Annotated in this window: 17 protein-coding genes and 2 pseudogenes; 12 read left to right on the forward strand and 7 right to left on the reverse strand. The window is 60.5% G+C overall.

Annotated elements, in window-relative coordinates:
* Window positions 1-171 precede the first annotated feature (171 nt).
* From ACZ5C7_RS05450 to ACZ5C7_RS05470, 5 genes are all read left to right on the forward strand, one after another.
* Complete coding sequence (locus ACZ5C7_RS05450; RefSeq protein WP_464375339.1) at window positions 172-657, forward strand: deoxyuridine 5'-triphosphate nucleotidohydrolase; 486 nt, start codon at window positions 172-174, stop codon at window positions 655-657.
* A gap of 229 nt (window positions 658-886) precedes the next feature.
* Window positions 887-1,297, forward strand: coding sequence for a hypothetical protein (locus tag ACZ5C7_RS05455; RefSeq protein ID WP_464375340.1), 411 nt, complete (start codon window positions 887-889; stop codon window positions 1,295-1,297).
* A 66-nt stretch (window positions 1,298-1,363) separates the two neighbouring features.
* On the forward strand, window positions 1,364-1,831 hold the full coding sequence (locus ACZ5C7_RS05460) for a VOC family protein (protein WP_464375341.1): 468 nt from the start codon (window positions 1,364-1,366) through the stop codon (window positions 1,829-1,831).
* A gap of 57 nt (window positions 1,832-1,888) precedes the next feature.
* The gene (locus tag ACZ5C7_RS05465; RefSeq protein WP_464375342.1) at window positions 1,889-2,443 is read left to right on the forward strand and encodes a metal-dependent hydrolase; all 555 of its coding nucleotides are present in this window, start codon (window positions 1,889-1,891) and stop codon (window positions 2,441-2,443) included.
* A gap of 86 nt (window positions 2,444-2,529) precedes the next feature.
* Complete coding sequence (locus ACZ5C7_RS05470; protein WP_464375343.1) at window positions 2,530-2,907, forward strand: hypothetical protein; 378 nt, start codon at window positions 2,530-2,532, stop codon at window positions 2,905-2,907.
* A gap of 23 nt (window positions 2,908-2,930) precedes the next feature.
* On the opposite strand, the gene ACZ5C7_RS05475 is transcribed toward ACZ5C7_RS05470, so the two are convergent.
* Together ACZ5C7_RS05475 and ACZ5C7_RS05480 are read right to left on the reverse strand one after the other, a co-directional pair.
* Window positions 2,931-3,314 carry an HIT family protein gene (locus ACZ5C7_RS05475; protein ID WP_464375344.1) on the reverse strand — a complete coding sequence of 128 codons (384 nt, stop codon included), beginning with the start codon at window positions 3,312-3,314 and terminating at the stop codon, window positions 2,931-2,933.
* Window positions 3,315-3,390: 76 nt separating this feature from the next.
* Window positions 3,391-4,383 (reverse strand): DMT family transporter, encoded by a 993-nt coding sequence (locus tag ACZ5C7_RS05480; protein ID WP_464375345.1) that lies wholly within the window; start codon window positions 4,381-4,383, stop codon window positions 3,391-3,393.
* 231 nt (window positions 4,384-4,614) lie between these two features.
* Here ACZ5C7_RS05480 and ACZ5C7_RS05485 point away from each other — a divergent pair, with 231 nt between their 5' ends.
* From ACZ5C7_RS05485 to ACZ5C7_RS05495, 3 genes are all read left to right on the forward strand, one after another.
* Window positions 4,615-5,409: a helix-turn-helix transcriptional regulator gene (locus tag ACZ5C7_RS05485; RefSeq protein ID WP_464375346.1), complete on the forward strand. Its 795-nt coding sequence runs from the start codon at window positions 4,615-4,617 to the stop codon at window positions 5,407-5,409.
* Window positions 5,410-5,496: 87 nt separating this feature from the next.
* Window positions 5,497-5,814: a hypothetical protein gene (locus ACZ5C7_RS05490; protein ID WP_464375347.1), complete on the forward strand. Its 318-nt coding sequence runs from the start codon at window positions 5,497-5,499 to the stop codon at window positions 5,812-5,814.
* The gene (locus ACZ5C7_RS05495) at window positions 5,815-6,339 is read left to right on the forward strand and encodes a PIN domain-containing protein (protein WP_464375348.1); all 525 of its coding nucleotides are present in this window, start codon (window positions 5,815-5,817) and stop codon (window positions 6,337-6,339) included.
* A gap of 16 nt (window positions 6,340-6,355) precedes the next feature.
* Here the strand turns inward: ACZ5C7_RS05495 and ACZ5C7_RS05500 are convergent, their stop codons facing one another.
* Together ACZ5C7_RS05500 and ACZ5C7_RS05505 are read right to left on the reverse strand one after the other, a co-directional pair.
* Entirely contained in the window at window positions 6,356-6,847 is a 492-nt protein-coding gene (locus tag ACZ5C7_RS05500; RefSeq protein ID WP_464375349.1) for a hypothetical protein, read from the reverse strand.
* Window positions 6,848-6,946: 99 nt separating this feature from the next.
* Window positions 6,947-8,104 carry a thiamine pyrophosphate-dependent dehydrogenase E1 component subunit alpha gene (locus ACZ5C7_RS05505; protein ID WP_464375350.1) on the reverse strand — a complete coding sequence of 386 codons (1,158 nt, stop codon included), beginning with the start codon at window positions 8,102-8,104 and terminating at the stop codon, window positions 6,947-6,949.
* A 194-nt stretch (window positions 8,105-8,298) separates the two neighbouring features.
* On the opposite strand from ACZ5C7_RS05505, the gene ACZ5C7_RS05510 reads away from it, so the two are divergent.
* The 3 genes from ACZ5C7_RS05510 (at window position 8,299) to ACZ5C7_RS05520 (ending at window position 10,576) form a co-directional block, all read left to right on the forward strand.
* Window positions 8,299-8,712, forward strand: coding sequence for a universal stress protein (locus ACZ5C7_RS05510; protein WP_464375351.1), 414 nt, complete (start codon window positions 8,299-8,301; stop codon window positions 8,710-8,712).
* Between the two features lie 237 nt (window positions 8,713-8,949).
* Window positions 8,950-9,561 (forward strand): VOC family protein, encoded by a 612-nt coding sequence (locus ACZ5C7_RS05515; RefSeq protein WP_464375352.1) that lies wholly within the window; start codon window positions 8,950-8,952, stop codon window positions 9,559-9,561.
* A gap of 151 nt (window positions 9,562-9,712) precedes the next feature.
* Complete coding sequence (locus tag ACZ5C7_RS05520) at window positions 9,713-10,576, forward strand: SDR family oxidoreductase (RefSeq protein ID WP_464375353.1); 864 nt, start codon at window positions 9,713-9,715, stop codon at window positions 10,574-10,576.
* 368 nt (window positions 10,577-10,944) lie between these two features.
* Here ACZ5C7_RS05520 and gltB read toward each other — a convergent pair whose 3' ends face one another.
* Both gltB and ACZ5C7_RS05530 read right to left on the reverse strand, forming a co-directional pair.
* Entirely contained in the window at window positions 10,945-15,495 is a 4,551-nt protein-coding gene (gltB, locus tag ACZ5C7_RS05525; RefSeq protein WP_464375354.1) for a glutamate synthase large subunit, read from the reverse strand.
* A 317-nt stretch (window positions 15,496-15,812) separates the two neighbouring features.
* A pseudogene (locus tag ACZ5C7_RS05530) lies at window positions 15,813-16,079 on the reverse strand (zinc ribbon domain-containing protein); the annotation flags it as partial.
* An 81-nt stretch (window positions 16,080-16,160) separates the two neighbouring features.
* Here ACZ5C7_RS05530 and ACZ5C7_RS05535 point away from each other — a divergent pair.
* Window positions 16,161-17,489, forward strand: coding sequence for an IS4 family transposase (locus ACZ5C7_RS05535; RefSeq protein WP_285253032.1), 1,329 nt, complete (start codon window positions 16,161-16,163; stop codon window positions 17,487-17,489).
* Between the two features lie 220 nt (window positions 17,490-17,709).
* Here ACZ5C7_RS05535 and ACZ5C7_RS05540 read toward each other — a convergent pair.
* A pseudogene (locus ACZ5C7_RS05540) lies at window positions 17,710-18,693 on the reverse strand (RNA-guided endonuclease InsQ/TnpB family protein); the annotation flags it as partial.
* Window positions 18,694-18,932: the final 239 nt, after the last annotated feature.

The raw sequence follows: 18,932 nt of genomic DNA on the forward strand, positions 1-18,932 counted from the left end.
ATGTTGCGCCGAAAGTACACGGATGTACACACCCAAAATTAACTGCCCACGAGCCACGTACACTAATAGCATACTCGACACTATGACTGAAACCACCGTGAGAATGAGACACCTCCGCGAATCGGGGAGAACGCGATACGCTTTTCCCGGTTCCGTCCCGTTTTCGAGGATATGTTCCGTTCCGGTGCCTTCGTCGCCGACTACGTTTCCCCGGCGACCGACGAGCAGATTCAACCCAACGGCGTCGATCTCACGCTCGAGATCGTCTTCGAGCAGCTCGAGCCAGGCCGCATCACGAAAGACGGCAAGTCCGTCGGCGAGCGCGTCGCCCGACCGCTCGAGGAACTCGAGGAGAAGATGCCCCAGACGTACTACCTCCCGGAGGGAGCCTACGTGGCTCGCTACGGCGAACAGATCGAGATTCCGGAGGGCCACATCGGGTTCGTCTACCCGCGCTCCTCGCTCATGCGCAACTCCTGCATGCTCAACACGGCCGTCTGGGACGCCGGCTACGAGGGCCGCGGCGAAGGGCTGTTGCAGGTCCACCACGACATCGAAATCCAACGCGGTGCCCGGATCGCTCAGCTCGTTCTGGTCAAAGCCGATCACGAGGACTTCTACGACGGAAGTTATCAGGGGGAGAACCTCAAGGGGTAGCGACGATATCTCGCGCCGAGCGATCCGTTCTGCACGTTTGACGCCGCCTACTCCTCAATGGTTGAGGCCATTAGTGATGCTGCCAGAGGAGCGAAATAAGTGGTTAGACAGACGAGATCGACAGTACCGAGACTATGTAGGGGTACTCTGTCTGCTTTTATTATATATTTGAGAGAGAGTCCACCCTTATTAACGGTGAGAATAAGACGAGGATGTGAGACGCAGACACGTGCTAACCGCAGCTAGCTTCCCAGTAGTAGGTGGGTGCATCTCCTCGGACAGCGAGGTACAACTTGGCGGGGTTCGAGTAGAAAATTTTCACGATGAGGAGATGACTGTTGAGATTCGGATAGACGAGGACGAAAAAACGATTCAGCAAACAACGATCACGGCCTCATCTGCTTCAGAGTCTCCGTCAACGCAAATCGTCGACTGTGAATGGGACACTGAAGCGGAACACGAATACAGTGTTGCGGCGAGAACTGACGAGTCTGCAGAGTGGAGTGATGTTATTCTCGGCACCGATACTAGCGATACCAGTTGTCAGTGGATCGGGGTGCAACTCGAAGCAGACGCTCCGTATCTGGTTGAACGGGATTGCGAGAACTATCCTGAAACCCCCTGCGAAAAAACGCTGTAGTGAGTGCGGACTCGAGGACGAAAGTTGTCCCTATCGTTATTGGCATCAACGACGTTCAGCCGAACGATGACCGACTCATCCGCCGATGCGGTCCGTCCCGTCGGAATCAACCACGTCGCCCTCGAGGTCGGCGACATCGACGACGCCCTCGAGTTCTACGGCGACCTCTTCGAGTTCGACCTGCGCGGACGAGGCGACACGAGCGCCTTTATCGACATGGGCGACCAGTTCATCGCGTTATCAGAACACGAGACGCCGAACGAAGACGAGCACCGCCACTTCGGGCTGGTGGTTGATGATACCGAACCCCTCGAGCGGCGACTCGAGGAGTTCGACGTCGACGTGCTCGATACGCGCGGACTCGACTTCCGAGATCCGTGGGGCAATCGCGTGCAGGTCGTCGATTACGAGGAGATCCAGTTCACGAAAGCCGAATCCGTTCGCGAGGGGATGGGAATCGACCACCTCGAGAAGACCGATGAAGCGCTCGAGGAGTTAGCCGAGAAGGGGATGGCTCCCGAGGACATCGAATGATGGCTAGTTGAGCGCGATTCGCGTACAGTTTTCCCGCTCGCCCGCGTACTGAGGCGTATGATGGCGACGACGCACGTGTTCGCGGGCCTCGCAGTCGTCGCCCCCGTCGCTTACGCCGTTCCCGAACTCGCTGTGCCCCTCGCCGTCGGTGCGATCTGTGGCGGTCTCTTTCCAGACTTCGACCTCGTGCTCGAGCACCGGCGAACGCTTCACGCACCGGTGCTGGGAAGCGTCGTCGCGGGCGTTGCAGTCGCCGTTTCACTCTTCGTTCCGACCGCCGTAACCGCCGCGGTCGCCGCGTTCGCCGTCGCCGCGTGGCTCCACGCGATGAGCGATGCCCTCGGCGGCGGCCCCGAGATGGACCCGTGGAACGACCGGAGCGAGCGAGCGGTGTACGACCACCTCCGCTCCCGATGGATCCGTCCGCGGCGGTGGGTCAGATACGACGGCGCGCCCGAGGACGCCGCGCTCGCTATCGCACTCGCGGTGCCGGGCTTGCTCGTCTTCGACGGCTGGATCAGCGCCGTCATCGTCGGCGGCCTCGTCCTTTCGGTGGGGTACGCACTGGTTCGTCGACGGATCGTGGACTGGACGCCGGAGTGGCTCGAGTAGGCCGAGTCGAACTCCGCTCGAGTCCTCGCCCGATCGAATCTCGGCTCGAGCGAGAGTTTTTACGTGAAAACGAGGCCAGCGAGCCCATGGCGAACAGCTGCCTGAACTGCGGGAAACCGCTGGGAAGCCGGACGACGCTCTGTTACGACTGTGAATCCGAGGACGAGAAACCGACATCGCTAGAGGGGATCGACGATTCGGTCGTCGAACGCCTCGAGCAGTACTTCGTCATCGCCTCGACGCGGTGCTCGAACTGTGGCGATATTCACGGTACCGTCACCGTCGACGGCGACACCTACACCGCCGCGGATTTCGGTATCGACTCTCACGAAGAGTGGTCGGACAGACTCGACGAGGAAGAGGCGTGGATGCGAGAGAATCGAACCGACGTCGAGGCCGCGTTGGTCGAACTCGAGGACGACTGGCCGCACTCGGTTGCGGCCCTTCGAAACCACGTCCTTTGAGGACGACAGTGGTTTCCCCGGCCTCAGTAGGTTCGCTCTTCGGGGATCACGCCTCGCACGCCGCCCGTCGGGTCGTCCATATCGCCCTCGTACCGAGGGATGATATGCCAGTGGAGGTGCGGGATCGTCTGCCCGGCAGCCGGCCCGTTGTTGATCCCGACGTTGGTCGAGTCCGGTTCGTACCGCCGGTTCACCTCAGCTAGCGTCTCTCGCAGGAACTCGTAGAGTCCCGGATCCTCGAGGTCCTCGAGGTAGCGAACGTGCGTTTTCGGGACGACGAGCGCGTGACCCTCGTTCACGGGATAGGCGTCGAGAAAACAGCAGTAGTCCGCCGATTCGAGAAGCACCTCCGATTCTCGTTCGCCGCGAACGATCTCGCAAAACGGACACTCGTCGGATTCGGTCATCGAGAGCAGAGTCGGCGCCGGCCACTATAATCGTTTTCCGTCGGACGGTCGAGCCATCGACTCCGTCAGGAGGTCGTTAGTCGCCGTCGGTCTCGAATCTCGAGTCTCGGCGGTCGTCCCCCCGCAGGTGAATCGGCGGAAGACGGCGAATCGCCCGGAGTATCGGTTCCTCGAGCGAGGTGACGATCGTTCGGTAGCCGATGATCGTAAAGCCGGCGACGATGACCGCGAATCCGGCGACGGCGAGTCCCGAAAGCTGTTCGCCCAGGAAGAGCCAGCCGCCGAGCGTTGCGAAGACCGGGCTGGCGTAGAAGGTTAGGCTCGAGCGGATCGCCCCGACCTCGTCGATGAGTTCGAAGTAGGCGATGTAGGCGATGGCGCCGGCGAAGACGCTGACGTAGACGAGCGCGACGATCGCCCCGGTCGTCCACTCGATCGCACTGAACGATTCGCCCGCGCCGAAGCTCATCGCGTGGAGCATCAGCGCGCTCACCGGGAGCGCCCAGGCGGTCCGGACGGTACTCGAGGTCGTCACGTTCGCGCGGCGAATTAGGACGCCGCCGAGCGCGCCGCTAATCGCGCCGAAGAGGACGATTGCGGTGCCGCCGTTCGCGGCTCCGAGGAGGTTCCCCGGCTCGATGCCGATCACCATCGCGACGCCGACCAGCCCGACGGCGGTGCCGACAGCACCCGTTGCCGTCAGGCGCTCGTCGGTGAGCAACACGCCGGCGAGCAACGGCGAGAAGATCGGGACCAGGCTGAAGACGATCGAACCGACCGCGCTCGTGACGTAGCCCTGCCCGACGAACAGGAGCCCGTTCGCCAGTCCGATGGCGAAGACGCCTGCGGCGAGGATGCCCGCGATATCGCCTCGAGTTTCGGGGACGAGATCTTCGCGAGGCGTCGTCAAGACGGCGTAGCCGATCAGCAGGACCGCGGCGATATCAAAGCGAAGCGCGACGAACAGTAGCGGCGGGATGAACTCCTGTCCGGCTCTGGCCGCGACGAAGGTCCCGCCGAAGAAGACGCTCGCGAGGGCGAATAGAACAAGAGTTCGAACTCGAGACACGTTAGGTCGACACCTCCATGGCGTCTCGTTCGAACCGACCGAATGTCAGCAGTTCCGTGATCATCTCTTATGAGAACGGAAGAGCGTGAGCCACATAAATTAATTCAGTAAAAATTACACGGTAAGAAACTATGTAGTGGCGTGCTATTCTTTCGAGCGCTGCAGTCGTTCACGGAGTGAAATCTATTCACGGCCCGAAACACACTTTTCGGAACGGTTCGAACGACGGGTATGGACCTCGCGCTCGAGGAGATCGAGTTTCTCGCGCTCTCTCCGAACCGGGTCGCAGTGTTGAACGCGTTACGCGAGTCGCCGTCGACGAGGCGCGAACTCGAGGACGCGACGGGTGCCTCACAGCCGACGCTCGGGCGCATCCTTCGGGATTTCGACGAGCGAAACTGGATCATCCGAACGAGCGACGGCTACGACGTGACGGCGACGGGGCGGCTCATCGCGGCCGGATTTACGGACCTCCGGAAGATCGTCGAGACGGAACTCACGCTCCGGGACGTCGTCGAATGGTTGCCGACCGACGAGATGGCATTCGATCTCCTCGCGCTCCGAGACGCGACGATTACAACGCCGTCACAGACGAGGCCGGGGGCACCGGTTGGGCGAGTAACCGAAACGATTCGGGGTGCAAGCAGCGTTCGAATCGTCTCCTACGCGTTCAACGAGCGGAGTCTCGAGACGGTGTGGCGCCACGTGCTCGAGGACGACCAAACCTTCGAGGGCGTGTTTTCGGCGGCTGCGATCGATGCACTCGCGGACGATTCGGCGCTCCGGGAGCGGCTTCGAGAGTTGCTCGAGAGCGATAACGCCGCGATTCGGGTCTTCGACGGCGACGTTCCCCACGCCGTGACCGTCGCCGACGACGTGGTGAGTCTGATGGTTCGCGACGACGACGGCGTGTTACAAGCGGCGCTCGACACTGACAATCAGCACGTCCGCATGTGGGGCGAAGACCTCCACGAGCGATACTGGGAAGAATCGAATCCGCTCGAGGCAGATGCGCTCGAGGGATAAGCAACCCCCCAGTCCATCCCGGACGAAAACTATCATCGGATCCAATCCACAGCAAGAGCTATTTATTTACGCTCACAATGTACACACATGAGTTCCAAAAACAAGAAACGAGTGCAGTTTCGGGCTCCCCAGGGAATGATAAACCGAGCAGATGCGCTCGCGACTGTCTTCGAAACCGACCGGACAGACATCCTCACCGATGCACTGCGTGAGTACCTCCGTGACGCAGCCCACGACGACGACATTACACAGGAGATCGCCGGTGCGTACTACGACGACGAGATCACTTTCGAACAGTTAAAGGAACTCGTCGGACACGAAGAAGCCGCGAACTTCCGGGTCCTCAAGGACCAGCTAAGCGACGAGTTCATCGACGATGCCGCGGCGGAACTCACCGACTCGTAAATGGGACGTATCATTGCAGATACGTCCGCCCTAGTTAGTTTCGGGACTGTACGAAACCACGAGCAGAATCCACTCGTGCTCCTCTTCGACGAATATCAAGTCATCGTTCCGGAACAAGTCGTCTCGGAACTCCGTGAAACCGCTTCATACGAGGATCAGTCGGGAGACGCAGCACAAGCCGTCCTCGATCATCGGTCAGGTTTCGACGTTCGTTGCACGGAACTCGACGAGACGTTTCCACTCGACGACGGCGAAAATGCAGCTGTCACGTTAGCAAACGACCTCGATGCAGCGCAATTCCTCTGTGACGAATTTAATCGACTCGCGCTTATCCACGCATCCTTAGCCGACACTCGTCTCGTGACGACGCCGAGCTTTCTCACGCTGTTGGTCCGAAACGATCTCCTTTCGCCGTCGGAAGCCGAGAACCTCGTGTCAATTATGAGTGGTGCTCGGAGTTGGGACACAAACTCCTATGTCGCACGGGCAACGGCGACTCTTCGACGGGAGCAAGATTCACGATAAGAATAGTAGACCCGGGTTATTGTATTTCGAATATCTCTCGATACAGTCCGTTCGCGAGCGTCTCGAGGTCGTCTTCGGCTTCGTCCGCCGACATCGAGTCGCTGATTCCGTTCCGTTCAATAGACAGCCGCGACATCGGAGCGAGTGCGAGGCCGCCGATGGTTACCTCGCCGTCGACGGTGTGGAGCGTCCACTCGGTTCGCATCCCGCTCGAGGAGCGGGTAACCTCTTCGATCGTGACACCCTTCGCGCTCCAGCGCTCCGCGAGACCGTCGGTGATCCGGCGCAATTTTCGCTCGCCGAGGACGTGACCGACGACGCCGATGACGGTGAGCGTCGCGAACGCGACGCCCGCCATCGGGAAGCCGCCGTAGGGGAAATTGACCGAAGCTGCCAGTGCGGCGAGGACCACGACGATCCCGAGAACCCTGGCGTCGAATGCGTTCGGAATGGTGTCGGTCCAGTCAGTGTCGGTTCCTGTCTCTGTCGCTGGTTGCTCGAGTTGCATGGAGAGCTATGAAAGAGTGTTCTTGGGAGGCACCCAAAGCGATTGGCCTGTCCCAGTTGCCGTTTTAAGAGTGAGCCTGCAGTAGCCGGGAAGTGTCCGCTATTCGTCCTCGAGAAGCGCGTCGTCACCGTGGGTCGAGCGGAGCGACTCGAGGTGTTCGCGCTGTTGCTCGAGTCGCGGCGTCGGCTCGTCGTAGGTGTACTCGAACATCGCCCGGGGATCCGCCTCGTAGTCTTCCGCCCGCTCGAGGAGCTCCGCGAGGGTCTCCTCGACGTCGGCTTCGACGGCCTCGATGTGACCGTTGTCGATGAGTCCCTGATTCCGGAGGTAGAGTTCGAACCGGTCGATCGGATCCCGTTCGCGCCACTGCTTGACCTCCTCGTCGTCCCGGTAGACGCTCGGATCGTCCGCGGTCGTGTGTGCGCCGAAGCGGTACTGAACCGCCTCGATGAGCGTCGGTCGCAACTGCTCGCTCGAGCCGTCCTCATCTTCGGCTCCCCGTCCGTCTGGTGCGTCCGAAGGCGAGCCGAGCGCTTTCTCTCGAGCGGCCTTCGTCACGACGTAGGTCGCGAGCGGATCCATCCCGTCGACCTGCACGCCGTCGAAGCCGTAGGCGTTGGCCTTCTGGGCGATCGTCTTCGAGGCCGTCTGGCGCTCTCGAGGAACCGAAATCGCCCACTGGTTGTTGTGACACAGAAAAACGGTCGGGGTGTCGAAGACGCCCGCGAAGTTCATCGCCTCGTGGAAGTCGCCCTCGGAGGTCGACCCGTCGCCGAAGTGGACGACTCCAACGCGTTCGTCGCCCTTGAGTTTGGCCGCCCAGGACCAGCCGACGGCGTGGGGGATGTGTCCAGCAATAGAGATGTTCAGCGGGAAGACGTTCACGTCGGTCAGGGCGGCGTTTCCGTCCTCGTGGCCCATCCAGTACAGCAGGTACTCCCAGGGGAGCTCCCGCGAGACGATCGCTCCGTGCTCGCGGTACTGAAAGGAGAGCATATCCTCGTCGGAGAGGGCGTACGTCGACCCGATCTGAGAGCCCTCCTGGCCTGCGAGCGAGGCGTAGGTTCCCAGCCGACCCTGTCGCTGGAGGCTGATCATCCGCTCGTCGAACCGCCGGCAGAACTTCATATCTCGGTACATCGAGTAGAGCGTCTCCGCCTCGAGATCGGGCATGAGATTCGGGGCGATCACCTCGCCGGTCGGGTCGAGGATCTGCACGCGGTCGTCGGGGTCCCGATCGAGCACGTCACGTGACATCTGATACTTCCACGGTGGCAGTGAACCACCTTAAAATCGAGTGACGAACGGTGACCGTCAGTACCACTGACCGGTCGAACGGGAGTTCGTCGATCAGTCCACGAGAGCGGGTCGGGCTACGCGGGGTCGAACCCTCTCGAGCGGGTTCGAAACCCGGAGTCGATTTTATAGTTGCCGAAACCGAACCTATTCTCATGTATCAGGTTCTGGTGCCCGTCGATACGAACGAAGACCGCGCGAGAGCACAGGCGAGGTACGTCGCTTCGCTTCCACACGAAACGGACGACATCGAAGCGACCCTGCTGTTCGTCTTCGGCGAGGACGACGAAATTCCCGAAGAGTACAGCCAGTACAAGACCGCGACTCGAATCGCGTCGGTCCGACGCGCGAAAGAGATCCTCGAGGAGGCGGATATCGAGACCGTCGTTGCGGAAGAAAGCGGCGACGCAACCGAGGATATCCTCGTCGAAGCCGACGACCTCGACGTCGACCTGATCGTCCTCGGCGGCCGAAAACGGTCGCCGGTCGGTAAAGCGGTCTTCGGGAGCGTAACCCAGTCGACGATCCTCAACGCGGAACGGCCGGTCGTCGTCACCGGCAGTGCGTAGCACAGGCGCACCGGTACGTAACACAGGCGCTCCGTTCCGATCGTGTGTCCGTTCGACGGTGTCCTCGAAAGGGTTCGTTGTTCCTCGCCCTCTGGCCCTCACACGTTTCCGACGGTGGTCATCCTTCCGACGGTGTCCGTCGTTCAGACGCGTGAAAGGCCAGCAGAGGCGTGAAAGCCGGGACGGGCGGAAGGGATCACAGGTATACGGATGGCGACCGTAGACCGAAAACGAACGATGACTGACGAACCCGAGATCACCGCGACGCCGCCGGAAAGTCCGATCAGTGTCACCGGAACCGACCACATCACGCTGATCGGAAGCAACGAGGAGGACACGATCGAGTACTACCGCGATCTGCTCGGCATGCCGCTGGTGCTCAGACAACCAAACCTGGACGACCCGGACTCGACGCACCTGTTTTTCGACACGGGCGACGGGCGAATCCTCACCTTCTTCGTGACCGACGACCGCCAGTCGGATCACCGACCGCTTCGCAATCAGGTCGGGTCCGTTCATCACCTCTCGTTTTCGATCGACGCCGAGGACTTCGTCGAGATCCGCGACGAACTCGAGGAGTCACGCTACGGCTACAACGAGTTCGATCGCGGCATCTTCCACTCGCTGTACACGCGCGACCACAACGGACTCACGATCGAACTCTCGGCCGACAAGTACGACATTCCGGACGACCGCCGCGCCGAAGTGCTCGCGACGACCCAGCGCATCCGCGAGGAGGACGGCTCCGAGTTCGCCGAAGACGAGCATCTCGCCGCCGCGCTCGAGGAACTCGGCCTCGACGCCGAGCCGGCTGACCTGCCGGACGCGCCGACCGGCGCGGGAATCTGAGCACCCCATCGCGTCTTCGCCGTCGTCCCCGACGCGAGAATTTGAGTCGTCCCGTCACCTTGCGTCTCTGCGACCTCGTCACCACCACTGACGACAGAGACAATTCTCCACTAGGTTGAAGTTTTATAGTCGTGCTGAGCAATAGTGTACCATGGCACTCGAGAAGCCGGACCTGACCGGACAGACCGCTTTTATCACCGGAACGACGCGAGGAATCGGCAAGGAAATCGCACTGGCGCTCGCCGAGCAGGGCTGTAACATCGTCTCGACCGGAAAGACGAGCGAGGAAGACGATTACGGCGAGGACCGAGACCTCGAGGGGACCATCGAGCAAACCGCTCGGGAGGCTCGCGAGCGGGGCGTCGAAGCCCTGCCGATTCAGGTGAACGTCCGCGACGAAGAGGAGGTCGAGGCCGCCGCCGAACGCGCGATCGACGAGTTCGGCGAGGTCAACATCGTCATCAACAACGCGAGCGCGATTCAGATCGCCAACGTCGAAGATATCCCCGCAGACCGCTTCGACCTGCTGACCGACGTGAACGTGCGCGGAACCCACCTCACTTCTCGAGCGTTCCTCGACCACCTCAAAGAAGTGGACGACTCGTGGCTGTTGACCAATGCGCCGCCCGTGACCGTCGACCGAGCGCCCGGCGAGGCACCCTACGCCTGGTCGAAACTCGGCATGACCTTCCTGACGCTCTCGCTGGCGAGCGAACTCGGAAACCACGACGTGGGGTGTAACGCCTTCTGGCCCGTCACCGCGATCGACACCCGCGCGACGCGGTACTTCGGGCTCGGCACCGAAGACGACTGGCGAACGCCCGAGATCGTCTCCGACACCGTCCTCGAGATTCTCAGTCGCGACCCCGCAGCGTACACCGGGAACGCGGTTTACGACGAGGAACTGCTTCGAGAAGCGGGGCTCGAGGACTTCTCTGCATACAACCTCACCGAGGGCGATCCGGCGCCGATGTCGGCCCAGATGTTCGACCCCGAGTTCAGTCGTTCGGAGTGACCTGTTAAATCCGTTCGTCAATGTGAGCGGCCACGTATCCGAAAGAGAAGACGAGGGTCGTGACGATTCCCGCATAGAGCGCGAATTCAACGAGTTCGGAGTCGACGGGGAAAACGAAAACCCTAATCGCAGATCCGACAAAAACGGCTAATAGGCAGCTCGAGAGGAGGAGCCAGCCGTGATTCCATGCTTTTCTCGTGAGTAGCTTCCTTTTTATGCTCGACATTATTATTAGCTATACTATATTGTTTGTTGAAATATATACGGGTTCGTATCCTCGATTGCGAGAATCGTCGACACGAGTGGACCAAATTCACACGACAACGAGCCGATTCAACTGACGGTCAATTCAAGAACAAAAATGCCGATCAGTCGTCGCTCGCCGCGTAGCCCGCCGATTCGGCTTCGGTCGGGCTCTCGGGCGTGGCCGGGAGTTCGGCGCGAACGTCGTCGCGGCCGTCCTCGGTGATCGCCTCGTGGTAGGCGTCGGGCATAATTTTCACGAACGACTCGAGGGCGCGCTCCCAGTTCTCGAGGAGCTCCTGCCCGCGCTCGGAGCCGGTGTAGGCGACGTGGTTCTCGACGAGTCGGCGGAGCATCGCTTCGTCCTCGTCGTCGAGCGTTTCGTGGAGGGTCACCATACCGGTGTTCGCGCGGTCGTCGAAATCCTCGTCTGGGTCGTAGACGTAGGCGACGCCGCCGGACATCCCGGCGGCGAAGTTCTTGCCCGTCTCGCCCAGCACGGCGACGACGCCGCCGGTCATGTACTCACAGCCGTGGTCGCCGACGCCTTCGACGACCGCCTTGGCCGCGGAGTTTCGCACGGCGAATCGCTCGCCTGCGACGCCGTTGACGTAGAGTTCGCCGCCCGTCGCGCCGTAGAGTGCGACGTTACCGATGGCAACGTTCTGAGCCGGGTCGTAACTCGCGGAGTCGGGCGTTCGGATCGTCACCTTGCCGCCGGAAAGTCCCTTGCCGACGTAGTCGTTCGCGCTGCCGTTCAGGTGCATCGAGACGCCGCTGGCGAGGAACGCGCCGAAACTCTGTCCGGCGGTTCCCTCGAGGTCGACGGTCAGCGTGTCCTCGGGCAGCCCCGCTTCGCCGTAGCGGTCGGTAACGCGGTTCGAGAGCATCGCACCGACGGCGCGGTCGACGTTCGACACGTCGGTCGCGAGCGTGACCGGCTTCTCGTTCTCGATCGCCTGCTCGCCCGCGTCGATGAGTTTGCGGTCGAGTTGCTCCTCGAGTTCGTGATCCTGTTCGCGGATCTTCCGGCGGACATCGCCCTCGGGGTTGGCAAGCAGTGCGGAGAGATCGAGCTTTCGAGCTTTCGGATGCTCGACGTCGGTTCGTTGCTCGAGCATTTCGACGTGACCGATCATCTCGTCGACGGTCTCGAAGCCAAGTTCGGCCATGATCTCGCGCAGTTCCTGGGCGATGAACGTCATGTAGTTGATGACGTGTTCCGGTTCGCCGGGGAACCGTTTTCGGAGGTCCTCGCGCTGGGTGGCGACGCCGACCGGACAGGTGTTCTTGTGACACTGTCGAGCCATCACGCAGCCGCTAGTGACCAGCGATCCGGTGCCGAAGATGTACTCCTCGGCTCCAAGCAGGGCGGCGACGGCGACGTCCCGGCCGGTCTTCATCCCGCCGTCGGTCGAGACGCGAATCCGGTCGCGCAGTCCCGTCTCCCGGAGCATCTGGTTGGCTTCCGCGAGGCCGAGCTCCCAGGGGAGACCGGCGCTCTTGATCGAAGTTCGGGGCGACGCACCCGTTCCGCCCGAGTGGCCCGAAATGTGGACCACGTCGGCGTTCGCCTTCGCGACGCCCGCGGCGACCGTGCCGATACCGGCTTCGCTCACGAGTTTGACGTTGATGTCGGCGTCCTCGTTCGCCGTCTTCAAGTCGAAGATCAGCTGTTTGAGGTCCTCGATGGAGTAAATGTCGTGCAGCGGCGGCGGCGAGATGAGGCCGACGCCCGGCGTGGACTTGCGGACGTGGGCGATCATCTCGTTGACCTTCGCGCCCGGGAGGTGTCCGCCCTCTCCGGGCTTGGATCCCTGGGCCATCTTGATCTGGAGTTCGTCCGCGCTCGAGAGGTACGTCGAGGTGACGCCGAATCGGCCGCTGGCGACCTGCTTGACGTTGCACTCGCGTTCGGTGTCGAACCGTTCCGGCGGTTCGCCACCCTCTCCGGAGTTCGACTTCGCGCCTAAACGATTCATCGCGATGGAGTTGTTCTCGTGGGCTTCCGGCGAGAGGCTCCCAAGACTCATCGCGGCCGTCGAGAATCGCTGGACGATATCCTTGATGGGTTCGACGTCTTCGACCGGGATCGACTCTCGATCGGAATCGAACTCGAGCAACCCGCGGAGGGTCTGAAGCTCCGTCTGTTGGTCGTTGATCAGTTCGGCGAACTCTTGGTAGCGCTCGTAGTCGTTCGAGCGGACCGATTGTTGGAGCGCGCCGACGGTCTCGGGGTTCCACTGGTGGTGGATCCCGTTCGATCGGTGTTCGAACTCACCTTGACGGTCGAGTTTGGACTCGTCGTCGCCGAAGGCCGTCTCGTGACGTTCGCGGACATCGGATTCGATCTCGGCGAGTCCGATCCCTTCGGTTCGGTTCTCGGTGCCCGCGAAGTACTCCGTGACGAGCTCCGAGTCGAGTCCGACCGCCTCAAAGATCTGGGCACCCTGATAGCTCTCGACGGTCGAGATGCCCATCTTGGCCATGATCTTGAGCAGGCCGTCTTCGACCGCGCCGACGTAGGCGTCGATCGCGACGTCGGTGTCCGCGCCGTCGGGACCGGACGTGATGTCCTCGATGGTCTGGTAGGCGAGGTACGGGTTGATCGCGCCCGCACCGTAGCCAACGAGCGTCGCGAAGTGGTGGACGGTCCGCGGATCCGCGGACTCGACGACGAGGCCGACGTGGTTTCGAAGGCCGTTGCGAACGAGGTGATGGTGAACCGCACCCGTCGCGAGCAAGCTTGGAATCGCCGCCGAGTCCGCATCGACCCCGCGGTCGGAGAGGACGAGAATTTCGGAGCCGTCCTCGATGGCCGCGACGGCGTCCTCGCGAACGCGTTCGATCGCCGCCTCGAGATCCGGGCCGGGTTCGTCGCTTGCGGGTTCGTACGTGATGTCGATCGTCGTCGAGGTGATTCCGTTGGCCTCGCAGTCTCGAACCGACTCGAGTTCCGCGTCGGTCAGAATCGGCGAGTCGAGCACGAGCTGTCGGGCGTGTTCGGGCGACTCGTCGAGCAAGTTCCGCTGGTAGCCGAGCCGGGATTCCATCGAGGTAACGAGCTCCTCGCGGATGTAATCCAGCGGCGGGTTGGTGACCTGTGCGAATAGCTGTTTGAAGTACGAAAACAGCGGACGGTTGAACTCGGTGAGCACCGACAGCGGGGTGTCGTCTCCCATCGAGCCGACCGGATCCTTGCCCTTCTTGGTCATTGGCTCGATCAGGTTCTCGAGTTCGTCGTGCGTGTAGCCGAAGGTGGCCTGGAAGTTTCGAAGCTCCGAAACCTGCTGTTGGGGCGTCTTATCCCCCGTCGAAACGATATCGTCGAGCGAGACCTGCTCCTCGGCGACCCACTCGCCGTAGCGGTCGTCGACGAGGTCCTCGAACACTTCGTCGTCGGGAATCACGCGGCCCTCCTCGGGGTCGGCGAGAAACAGCTGACCGGGCTGGAGCCGGCCGCGCTCGGAGATGTTTTCGGGCTTGGTCTCGAGCGCGCCGGCCTCGCTGGCCATAATGAGCCGGTTATCGGTGGTCACGTCGTAGCGACACGGGCGGAGGCCGTTACGATCGAGGACGGCACCGACGCGTTCGCCGTCGGTCGCCGCGACGAGCGCGGGCCCGTCCCACGGTTCGACGAGCGAGGCGTGAAAATCGTAGAAGTCCTTCCGATCCTGATCCATCGAGTCGTCGCCGCGCCAGGCTTCCGGAACGAGCATCCGGAGCGCGTGTTCCAGATCGCGGCCGTCCTGCATGAGCAGTTCGAGCGCGTTGTCGACGCTCGCGGTGTCGGACTGGTCGGGATCGTCGATGATCGGCTTGACGGCATCAATGTCGGAAATCACGTCGCTCTCGATGTCCGTCTCGCGGGCGCGCATCCAGTTGATATTGCCTTGAATCGTGTTGAACTCCCCGTTGTGGATGATGTTCCGGTAGGGGTGTGCGAGGTGCCAGGCCCCGAGCGTGTTCGTCGAGAACCGCTCGTGGACCATGACGAAGTTCGATTCGAGGCGGTCGTCGCTGAGATCCGGATAGTAAGATTCGACCTGTTCGCCCTTCAATAGTCCCTTGTAGACGATGGTCTTCGAATCGAGCGAGCAGACGTAGAAGCGCTCGGCGTTTTCGATCGAGGCGGACTCGATAGAATTCTCGAGCGCGCGTCGAACGACGTAGAGTCGACGGTCGAACGATTCCTGAGAAATATCGTCTGCAGGGGCAAGAACGACCTGCCAGACGTCTGGTTCGGACGCGACTGCCGTCTCGCCGAGTCCGTCGTTGTTCGTCGGAACGTCCCGCCACTCGAGAGTCTCGAGATCGTAGCTTGCAAACGTCTCTTCTGCAATATCGACGAGGGCGTCACGTGCGTCGTCGTCCTGGGGCAAAAAGAGCGAACCGACGGCGTAGGTTTCGGGAAGCGCAGTATCGAGAACGGCGTCGAAGAACGCATCGGGGCGCTGTAACATGATTCCAGCACCGTCGCCGGTGTTTTCCTCGGCGCCGGTCGTGCCGCGATGTTCGAGATTGACGAGTAATTCGAGTCCGTCGGCGACGACATCGTGATCGACTGCACCGTTGAGGTCCATCACGACGCCGACACCGCAGTTCGACCGCTCGTCCGCAGGGTCCGCGAGGCCCTGTGAACGGTCGGTGGATGATGCTCTTTGTGGCTGTGGCATACCCCTACTGTGAGCGTCTTCCATAAGAGGCTGACCCATAATGACTAGGTGTATTATAGACACATATAATCAGATATAAGGTGTCATTTTCCACACCCAGAACTACCCAAGTTATAGGAAAAGTGTCAGAGGCACGTAGTGATCGCTTGGGCAAGCGAACACCACGTATTCGAGTTAGTTTCCGATGGTAAGGAGTTGCGGGCTAAGTGATTAGGTGTGCTGATTATTAACAAATATCAATTAACAATGGTACTGACGGGGTGGTTCTCCGTTCCTGTCCAGTTCCCCGTAGCCTTCAGTGGTGAATCACCCCGCCCTCAAGGGGCGGGGCTTCCCGTTTCTACGACATGACTTGCAGCTACTCGCTGAAAGCCAGCGGCATCCACAGCGGCCACAGTCTCCACGGGCGTTGATTCGGGCCATCCCAGCCCTAATTCAGAAAAGCCTCTCTGCAACACGTTCATCGATGCATTCGCATCCCTATCCGTTTCAAACCCACACGCCGGACACGAGTGTTCACGAACCCAGATAGGCTTCGCCGTCTCCACTCCACAACACGCACACTCTTTCGTCGTTCCACGAGCAGCATCCGTTCTAGTTTAGCAGATCGGGGTATCCAGAGACGCCAAGCTAGAATCGTCAGTAACTAGGAATGTGAGAATCCGGTGGGAAGTGTGTACAAACCACCGGATTCAGTAGTTGTGAATCGGATTCAAAGAGCGTTTCCATCTGATGAGTTGCGCGAGCGTGCTCGCGCAACGAATCTCATCCAGCGAGAGCGGAAACTCGACGTCGTCGCCCTGTTTTACACGCTTTCACTCGGCTTCGCTGCCGGATCTGATCGATCCATTCAGGCGTTTCTCGAACGCTACGTCGAGATGGCTGACTGTGACGAACTCTCGTATGCAACGTTTCACGGCTGGTTCAAACCGGGATTCGTTGCACTCCTTCGAGAGATTCTCGATGACGCCATCGAGAATCTCGATACGGGCCAAACCGAGCTTACCGGACGTCTCGAACGATTTCGAGACGTCCTCATCGTCGATGCTACGGTCATCTCGCTCTACCAAGACGCCAGAGACGTCTATGCACTCGATGACGACCGAGCCGGGGCGAAACTTCACCTCACCGAATCGCTCTCGGCGGGGCTTCCGACACGATTCCAGACAACCGATGCAACCACCCACGAACGGAGCCAGCTACCCACCGGTGAGTGGGTAGCTGGCGCCCTCATCCTGTTCGATCTCGGCTACTACGATTTTTGGCTGTTCGACCGCATTGACGCCAATGACGGCTGGTTCGTCTCCCGTGTCAAAGACAACGCTGACTTCGAGATCGTCGAAGAACTCCGGACGTGTCGCGGGAACAGCATTCCGCTGGAGGGGCAGTCGCTGCAGGCCGTCTTGGACGACCTGCAGCGACAGGAAATCGACGTACAGATCACGCTCTCGTTCGACCGCAAACGAGGGTCGGGCGCCAGCGCGACCCGAACCTTCCGATTAGTCGGCGTTCGCAACGACGACAGCGGCGAGTATCATCTGTACCTGACAAATCTGGACAGAGACGACTACCGCGCGCCCGATATCGCACAGCTCTATCGGGCGCGCTGGGAGATCGAACTGCTGTTCAAAGAACTGAAATCGCGGTTCGGTTTGGACGAGATCAACACGACGGACGCCTACATCATCGAGGCGCTGATCATCATGGCAGCACTCTCGTTGCTGATGAGCCGAGTTATTGTCGACGAACTCCAGAAACTGGACGCAAAACAGCGAGACTGCGCCGACGACGCCGAGGCGTCGTCGACGCGCCTCCCTCGACGACGCTGTTCACACGCCGTCGAACGGCACGCGCACCTGATCCAGTTGTACCTGATGCTGGATCTGGGGTACGAACTACCGGATCTTGATTCGTTGTTGCTGTGGTCGTCACGAGATCCAAATCCACATCGTCCGAGGTTACGTGAACAAGTAGAGTCAGGCGAGTTCTGGTAGAGAACTCGCCTGACGAGACGGTCTGGATCGCCCGGCCTGATCAGCGACGGCTTTGGAACGGCGGCGCACTCACGACCGCGAGTGCGCCGCCTTCGACGGGAGAGAAGGTCGAACAGTAGCTGGTCTGCCGGAACAGCAGTGATCTCGGTGTGATTGTGGTCAGACTCGACGTAATTTCGGCGTGATCTTCGTCTCAGTCGGTCACTAAGCTAGAACGGATGCCACGAGCAGGTACTTTCACAACGTGGGTGCCGTACAAGTCACCCTTGTATTCAAGCAAGGTGATGAACTGCCGCCACGCGGCATCCTGCTTGTTCCGAGCGTTCCCGTCGCCCTGAAGCATGCCAGCCACGTTGAGGTCTTCCACGAACACGGCGTCGTACTCTGTGACGAGCCACGTCGTCAGCTTGTGCTGGTAATCCAGCACTTTCCGACGAATCTTCCGCTTCACCTTGGCGACTTTCCGACGCTGTTTCTCGTAGTTCTGGCTGCTGTGTTCTTTCCGCGAAAGTTTGCGTTGCTCGCGGCGCAGTCGCTCGTACTCGGTTTCGAGGTTGAGCCACTCCACTGTTTTACCGTCTGATGTGTGGATGTAGTTGAGAATTCCAAGGTCGATTCCCACGCTGTTGCTCGCATCGAGCGAGTCCAGTGCGGGTTTCTCTGGAACGTGTTTTTCATTGGTTTTGAGGCTGAACGAGACGAACCACTCACCAGTCACTTCCTTTTTGAGCGTGACTTCTTTGATAGTCGCGTGTTCTGGAATCTTACGGTGGTAGCGGATTTTCACCCAGCCAATTTTGCTGAAGCGCACGTACGCATACCCGTCGCGGCCCCTCTTGTTATCGAGGTCAAAGCCTGACTGGTTGTACGTAACGCTTCGGTACTCGGCGGATGATTGTCGCTTGAGCCACCCGACGTTGTATCCCTTCTCTTTCTTCTTGCGAAGGTTCGAGAGGTTGTCGTGGAAGCGTGCTACAGTGGCTTGTGCGGCTTTCGAGTGCAGTTCCGCGAATACAGGCCACTGTCGTTTCCACTGGGTGAGCTTCTTGTTTTGCGTGTACTCGCTCGGCTTGTCGTCGTCGGGACTGTTCGTGTAGTCCCAACGGACGTGGTTGTAGAGTTGGCGATGAACGTCGGTGTGATGTTCGGCAGCCATCGCTACTTCGTCGCTTGGGTAAGCGCGGTAACGGTGGCTGTGTTCCATCGCGGTCTACTGGTTAGAAATGTGTCTATTTAATGGTTAGCTTCGCTCTGCCTATCGGATTCATCCCCGACCTCAAGGGTCGGGGTATTCTCCTGTGCCGCTGATAAACGATGTTCTACTCGATTTCGAGGAACGGAGCGGTAAATAGCTATGGGCCCGACCAGCGAGAAACGGGTTCACCGGACATCTAACAGACCGGAAAAAGCGACCGAATAGGGCCCTGTCACCGGTCAGAGACG

It is taken from the genome of Halostagnicola alkaliphila, assembly GCF_055379965.1.

Excerpts from the sequence above, each read along its gene's own strand:
- ACZ5C7_RS05450 (WP_464375339.1), top strand. The coding sequence starts at position 172 with ATGTTCCGTTCCGGTGCCTTCGTCGCCGACTACGTTTCCCCGGCGACC.
- ACZ5C7_RS05460 (WP_464375341.1), top strand. The coding sequence starts at position 1,364 with ATGACCGACTCATCCGCCGATGCGGTCCGTCCCGTCGGAATCAACCAC.
- ACZ5C7_RS05465 (WP_464375342.1), top strand. The coding sequence starts at position 1,889 with ATGATGGCGACGACGCACGTGTTCGCGGGCCTCGCAGTCGTCGCCCCC.
- ACZ5C7_RS05470 (WP_464375343.1), top strand. The coding sequence starts at position 2,530 with ATGGCGAACAGCTGCCTGAACTGCGGGAAACCGCTGGGAAGCCGGACG.
- ACZ5C7_RS05475 (WP_464375344.1), bottom strand. The coding sequence starts at position 3,314 with ATGACCGAATCCGACGAGTGTCCGTTTTGCGAGATCGTTCGCGGCGAA.
- ACZ5C7_RS05485 (WP_464375346.1), top strand. The coding sequence starts at position 4,615 with ATGGACCTCGCGCTCGAGGAGATCGAGTTTCTCGCGCTCTCTCCGAAC.
- ACZ5C7_RS05490 (WP_464375347.1), top strand. The coding sequence starts at position 5,497 with ATGAGTTCCAAAAACAAGAAACGAGTGCAGTTTCGGGCTCCCCAGGGA.
- ACZ5C7_RS05495 (WP_464375348.1), top strand. The coding sequence starts at position 5,815 with ATGGGACGTATCATTGCAGATACGTCCGCCCTAGTTAGTTTCGGGACT.
- ACZ5C7_RS05500 (WP_464375349.1), bottom strand. The coding sequence starts at position 6,847 with ATGCAACTCGAGCAACCAGCGACAGAGACAGGAACCGACACTGACTGG.
- ACZ5C7_RS05505 (WP_464375350.1), bottom strand. The coding sequence starts at position 8,104 with ATGTCACGTGACGTGCTCGATCGGGACCCCGACGACCGCGTGCAGATC.
- ACZ5C7_RS05510 (WP_464375351.1), top strand. The coding sequence starts at position 8,299 with ATGTATCAGGTTCTGGTGCCCGTCGATACGAACGAAGACCGCGCGAGA.
- ACZ5C7_RS05515 (WP_464375352.1), top strand. The coding sequence starts at position 8,950 with ATGACTGACGAACCCGAGATCACCGCGACGCCGCCGGAAAGTCCGATC.
- ACZ5C7_RS05520 (WP_464375353.1), top strand. The coding sequence starts at position 9,713 with ATGGCACTCGAGAAGCCGGACCTGACCGGACAGACCGCTTTTATCACC.
- gltB (WP_464375354.1), bottom strand. The coding sequence starts at position 15,495 with ATGCCACAGCCACAAAGAGCATCATCCACCGACCGTTCACAGGGCCTC.